This is a genomic window from Armatimonas sp. (genome assembly GCF_031410135.1).
GTDB lineage: Bacteria > Armatimonadota > Armatimonadia > Armatimonadales > Armatimonadaceae > Armatimonas.
In genome coordinates this window covers 1-5148 of the sequence record NZ_JANNYP010000708.1, presented here as the reverse complement: position 1 = coordinate 5148, position 5148 = coordinate 1, and the positions used below count along the sequence as shown (strand labels likewise).

General features: G+C 55.2%; 6 protein-coding genes and 1 pseudogene. 3 read left to right on the top strand and 4 right to left on the bottom strand.

Annotated elements, in window-relative coordinates; genetic code table 11:
• The 4 genes and pseudogenes from RMO15_RS33460 to RMO15_RS25855 form a co-directional block, all read right to left on the bottom strand.
• Positions 1–114: pseudogene (locus RMO15_RS33460) on the bottom strand (succinate--CoA ligase subunit alpha); the annotation flags it as partial.
• A gap of 6 nt (positions 115–120) precedes the next feature.
• Positions 121–321 (bottom strand): DUF4177 domain-containing protein, encoded by a 201-nt coding sequence (locus RMO15_RS25865; protein WP_309719572.1) that lies wholly within the window; start codon positions 319–321, stop codon positions 121–123.
• A gap of 25 nt (positions 322–346) precedes the next feature.
• Positions 347–1498, bottom strand: a complete 1152-nt coding sequence (sucC, locus tag RMO15_RS25860) for an ADP-forming succinate--CoA ligase subunit beta (RefSeq protein WP_309719569.1) — start codon at positions 1496–1498, stop codon at positions 347–349.
• Positions 1495–2385 (bottom strand): PfkB family carbohydrate kinase, encoded by an 891-nt coding sequence (locus RMO15_RS25855; protein ID WP_309719566.1) that lies wholly within the window; start codon positions 2383–2385, stop codon positions 1495–1497. The genes sucC and RMO15_RS25855 overlap by 4 nt, the downstream gene beginning before the upstream one ends.
• 50 nt (positions 2386–2435) lie before the next feature.
• On the opposite strand from RMO15_RS25855, the gene leuB reads away from it, so the two are divergent.
• From leuB to RMO15_RS25840, 3 genes are all read left to right on the top strand, one after another.
• Complete coding sequence (gene leuB, locus RMO15_RS25850) at positions 2436–3488, top strand: 3-isopropylmalate dehydrogenase (protein ID WP_309719564.1); 1053 nt, start codon at positions 2436–2438, stop codon at positions 3486–3488.
• Between the two features lie 273 nt (positions 3489–3761).
• Positions 3762–4280, top strand: coding sequence for a hypothetical protein (locus RMO15_RS25845; protein WP_309719562.1), 519 nt, complete (start codon positions 3762–3764; stop codon positions 4278–4280).
• Between the two features lie 10 nt (positions 4281–4290).
• The gene (locus RMO15_RS25840) at positions 4291–4959 is read left to right on the top strand and encodes a hypothetical protein (protein WP_309719559.1); all 669 of its coding nucleotides are present in this window, start codon (positions 4291–4293) and stop codon (positions 4957–4959) included.
• Positions 4960–5148 lie beyond the last annotated feature (189 nt).

Sequence of the window (5148 nt, the reverse complement as noted above, 5' to 3'; positions counted from 1 at the left end):
ACCCGCGACTACCTGAGTCCCGTAGGCGAGCATCTGCCCGCTATGAAAAGTGCCCTCCCGGCCAGTGATGCCGGAGACGACTACTTTGGTTGTTTCATCAATCAGAATCGCCATTTTCGCTTATTTCTGCCGCTTCAGATAGTACGTCGCGACTTCCTCGACGAACTCGTCGCCCTCTTCACTCTCGCCGTTCTCTTCGACATAGGTCACTTCGCTGATCTGTACGGAGACCAACTCCCAGCCCTCGCCACCGAGCTCATTGAGCATCGTCTCATCGTCTGCATCTTCCGCAGAGGTTACAATTTTATATTCCCAGGCCATAGTAGTTCTTCTTTCTTGCGACTGCTTACAGCAGCGCGACAACTTTCTGCGCGGCTTCCTGCATCGTGGCAGCAGGCACTAGGTTGGCATCTTTGAGGAGCGCGAGGCCCTCTTCGGAGTTGGTTCCCGCAAGACGAACCACCAAGGGAACCTTGATGTCCATCGTACTGGTTGCTTCGATAATGCCCTTGGCCACTTCGTCGCCACGGGTGATGCCACCAAAAATATTGATCAAGATCGCCTTGACATCTTTATCGAGCAAGATCAGCTCCAGCGACGAGCGCACAAGCTCGGCTTTCGCGCCACCGCCAATATCGAGGAAGTTAGCGGGCTCGCCACCGGCACGCTTGACCTCGTCCATCGTGCCCATCACCAGACCCGCACCGTTGCAGATAATGCCAACATTGCCGCCCAGATGGACGTAGTTATTGATCCCGCGCCGCCGTGCTTCTTTCTCAAAGTGGTTGAGCTCATCGGAGCCTTCGCCATGAGCGGCCAGCTCCGGGTGACGGTAGAGCGTGTTGTCGTCAATATCAATCTTGGCATCCCCCGCGATAAAGTTACCATCGGCAAGCACCACCAGCGGGTTAATCTCGGCCAGAGTCGCATCGGACTTCACACACGCAGCGTAGAGGTTCTTGATAAACGGAGCCAACTTACCCAGCTCGGAGTCCGGAATGCCGCCTTTGCGGGCCAGCTCACGGATATGGAAGTCTTTGATGCCAATGGCAGGATCAATCGCATAGCGACCAATGGCATCGGGGTGGGAGTGCGCCACTTCCTCGATATCCATGCCCCCCTGCGACGACAAGATAAAGACATTGCGCTGGCTATCACGATCCACCACGACGCCAAGATAGTACTCTTTGGCGATGGGAAGAAGCTCCTCAACGAGAAGCGTGGTGATCGTCAGCTCTTCCTTGGCCTGCTCAAAGTAGAGCTTCTTGCCCAGGATCGAGCCCGCAAACTCCGCGCACGCCTCGGCGGTCTTGGCGACTTTTACCGCCCCTGCTTTGCCACGTCCACCCGCGAGAACCTGTGCCTTTACGACCGCACCGCCTCCGAGAGACTCGGCAGCCGCTTTGACTTCGTCGGAGGTCGTACAAACGATCCCCTTGGGCGTCGGGACTCCAAATTGAGCCAAGAGAGCCTTGGCCTGATATTCCTGCATTTTCATAACGGAGGCATTGTACCCGAATGTAGCGGTGTCCCGCCGGGCTGTGAGCAAACAAAAGCCGCTAATTTGCTCGCTTTGTCGTGGAGGATGTCCAGATCATCAAAGTGCAGTAACCCAACGGCAAGCGCCGCCGTGAACGAGTCACCCGCTCCCACGGTATCTGGTGTCACGCCCTCCGCCAGCGGATAGCCGGGATGGTCGGAGCGCCGGAAGCGCGTAAAGAGCGTACTCCCATTCGCCCCACGCGTCAGCGCCACCACAACCAATTGCGGGCAGCGCTCCCATAGTGCGGTGACAAAGCCCGTCTCCTCGCTAGGAATCTCCAGCAACTCAGCGATTATTGGTAGCTCCTCGTCGTTGAGCTTGAAGACGTTGGCAAAATTCAATGAGAACTGATTGATGCCAATAGAGTAGTAATCCTGACGCAAGTTAATATCAAATATGCGAAGACAGTGCCAGTTCGACAACCCTTGGAACCGTTGAATGATCCATCGTGATTCAAAGGTGCGCTGAGCCAGACTCCCAAAGCAAATTGCATCGGCACGTTTTGCGAGTGCATCCCACTCAAAGCTAATCTTGAATTGATCCCAAGCGGTGTTTTCGTGGATGATGTAGGTCGCTTTTCCCTCGGCATCAAGCGTCGCGGTGACGGTTCCGGTGGGTGCGTCGTTGCGCTGGATGTACTCGGTAGAGAGGCCGAGGCTTTCGAGGCGCTCAATGATCTCGTCCCCCAACGCATCGCGCCCCACGGCACTGGCGACAATTCCTTCAGCACCGAGCTGACTGGCATGGAAAGCGAAGTTTCCGGGTGCCCCGCCTAAAAATTTTCCATCAGGCAACAAATCCCACAGTACTTCCCCGATCCCCACAATCACTGGCCTACTCATTAGTAGGCAGTATACTTCAGTGTTAGGGCTCCGTGGTACCATAAGCCGCTATGCCAAAAGTTGCTGTATTGCCCGGTGATGGAATCGGGCCTGAGATTGTGGCGGAGGCCATTCGTGTCCTCCGCGTGGTCGCCCCCGATATCGAATTGACCGAGGCACTGGTCGGAGGTGCGGCCTACGATGCGACCGGCCATCCACTCCCCGATGCCACTCTGGAGCTGTGTAAAGCCAGCGATGCGATCTTGCTAGGCGCGGTGGGCGGCCCCAAGTGGGACGTGATCCCAGATCCCAACTTGCGTCCTGAGCGTGGTGCACTTCTGCCACTGCGCAAGCACCTCGGCCTCTACGCCAACCTGAGGCCCGCGATCTGCTATCCGGCGCTGGTCTCGGCATCCAGTCTCAAGCCCGAGCTGCTCGAAGGCGGCCTAGATGTTCTGGTGGTGCGCGAATTAACCGGCGGCATGTACTTTGGTCTCCCCAAGTCCAACGACGGCCAGCAGGCAATTGACACGTGCGTCTATACCAAAGACGAGATCATGCGCATTGCCCATGTCGGCTTTCAGGCGGCGCAACGGCGCGGCAAGAAGCTCTGCTCCGTGGACAAACAAAACGTGCTCATGACCAGTGTCTTGTGGCGCTCGACGGTTGAGGAAGTCGCCAAGGAGTATCCCGATGTCACGCTCTCACATCTTCTCGTGGACAACGCAGCGATGCAGCTGGTGCGCTACCCCAAGCAATTCGACGTCATCGTGACCGAGAATCTGTTTGGCGATATTCTCTCCGATCAGGCCGCGATGCTCACCGGGTCGCTAGGAATGCTCCCCTCTGCGAGCCTAGGCACGGGAACGTTTGGCATGTACGAGCCCTGCCACGGCTCCGCGCCCGATATTGCCGGTAAGGGAATCGCCAATCCTCTGGCCACCATTCTCTCGGTTGCCATGCTCCTGCGCTACAGCTTTGGACGCGAGACTGAGGCAAAGCGTATCGAGACCGCCGTCGAGAAAGTTCTAGAGAGCGGCCTACGCACCGCCGACATCGCCCAAAACGGCGAGCCCACGGTTGGTAGCCATGCCATGGCCAACGCGGTTCTGGCAGCTCTGTAATTTTGAAGCGGTAGGGCCTCAATGGGCTCCAAACACATTAGGATGCACAACCGGCCTCTCTCCCTAAAACAGCTTGTGACAATTGGAGCCCTACTTATTCCTCTGGTGACTTTAGAGCTCTATAAATTCTTCATCGCACCCCCTCCTCCCGCAGATGATCCACGGGACGCTATGCCCCTGTACAACACAGCAGTTGTAAGCCTAGAGTTCGAGTTCGGGCCACTCATCCCACGGCGTATACCTGCACCATCAGAAACAACGTTACATCAGCCTGTGACGCGCCCTACACAGTTAGAAGTAGAGCAGAAACTCGTTGAGCAACTAAGCAAGCCCACAAGAATTTCCTCGCAAAGGCGTGCTCAGCAACGTGCTCTGTTTGAAGCACAGCTAACACGTGAAGAAAAGCTTCGGCAGAGTGCACTTGCCTATCTTGAGAGTTCGGGTGTCAGTGTACAAACCAATGACTCCCAAAACTCGAAATCTCCAAGACGAGCTCCCCTTTATGTCACCATCAAAGTCGCCGTTGATAGAACCATCATAGAAGGGAAACCGGATTGGGGACATCTCAGCTATGAGCTGATTTTGGAGCAAGATTGTTATGCTAGCCCACAGGCCACCACTCCTCTTCGTGTCCGTGTGCAGCCTAGCGAAATTGGTCTTTGGAACCCTGTAGGTATTGCCTCACCACAAACACTGGAAGCAAGACAAGATGAAGCCATTGGGTTAGCCTTGGAGACCCTAGTAAAAAGCTGGAAATCTGCCAACAGTCAAGAGTTTCAAGGAAAACGGTGATCTGATACTTATGTGGAATCCCAAGCTCACTCGCTCGCAAGTTTCCCTCCTTGCAGGCATACTTCTTGCCGGTTTCGCCACGGCACTCTACCGGTACATTACCACGCCTGCTCGCAACCCTGACTGGAAGTATCAGTATCTCAAGGCGGTTCGTCTCTACCATAACACGGTGATCGACGATATCTTTGTCATTCACAAACCGCTCGTTGAAAAACCTCGTGTCTTTGAGACAAACTGGCAACCACCAAAAACCAATATGGCAGGGGCTCTCCCCCGTACGAAAGAAGAGAGGGATGATAATCGGGTGGAAGGCATTTTGCGTGCCCAAGGGATTCCTTTCGCCCCACCAGAAAATCCCGATGAGCCCCTCAGTGATAGCCCACCACGCCTTTCGATTGTTATAGAGATTGGGGGAAGCCCTAATGTTAAAATTAAAGACAGGCCGAGCTGGGGGATACTTTCGTATAAAGTGACCCTTAAACGCTGGGTTGAGCTGGACGGGAGCCGCACGATCCTGTCCGTAGACGATATCGAGCTTCTTTATCTCGGGTCGCAAATTACTCAAAAAAGTGTCTGCTCCCCCGAGGAGTTTCCCATACGGCGCGACGCCCTTTTGCGTGATGTTGCCATTCAGATTGCACGGCGCTGGAAGAGCGAGAACTCGGCAGTCCGAAAATAGCCGTGATATAACGAGCGCACATGAACTTCTTTCACCGCTGTGGCGGTATGGCTCAGATTACCCCGCGTCCCTAAATAGAGGGAGGCTTGACGGGCGCAGGGTCGCGCCTGTAGTGGGTTTAGCAAGCGTCTCTTCTTTGGTTGGGGGCGCTTTTGTTTTGCGTGGCAGTGGCACTCCTGCAGGATCCAT

What these genes read in the sequence shown, in the direction of transcription:
- RMO15_RS25865 (WP_309719572.1), bottom strand. Translation starts at nt 321, where the DNA reads ATGGCCTGGGAATATAAAATTGTAACCTCTGCGGAAGATGCAGACGAT.
- sucC (WP_309719569.1), bottom strand. Translation starts at nt 1,498, where the DNA reads ATGAAAATGCAGGAATATCAGGCCAAGGCTCTCTTGGCTCAATTTGGA.
- RMO15_RS25855 (WP_309719566.1), bottom strand. Translation starts at nt 2,385, where the DNA reads ATGAGTAGGCCAGTGATTGTGGGGATCGGGGAAGTACTGTGGGATTTG.
- leuB (WP_309719564.1), top strand. Translation starts at nt 2,436, where the DNA reads ATGCCAAAAGTTGCTGTATTGCCCGGTGATGGAATCGGGCCTGAGATT.
- RMO15_RS25840 (WP_309719559.1), top strand. Translation starts at nt 4,291, where the DNA reads ATGTGGAATCCCAAGCTCACTCGCTCGCAAGTTTCCCTCCTTGCAGGC.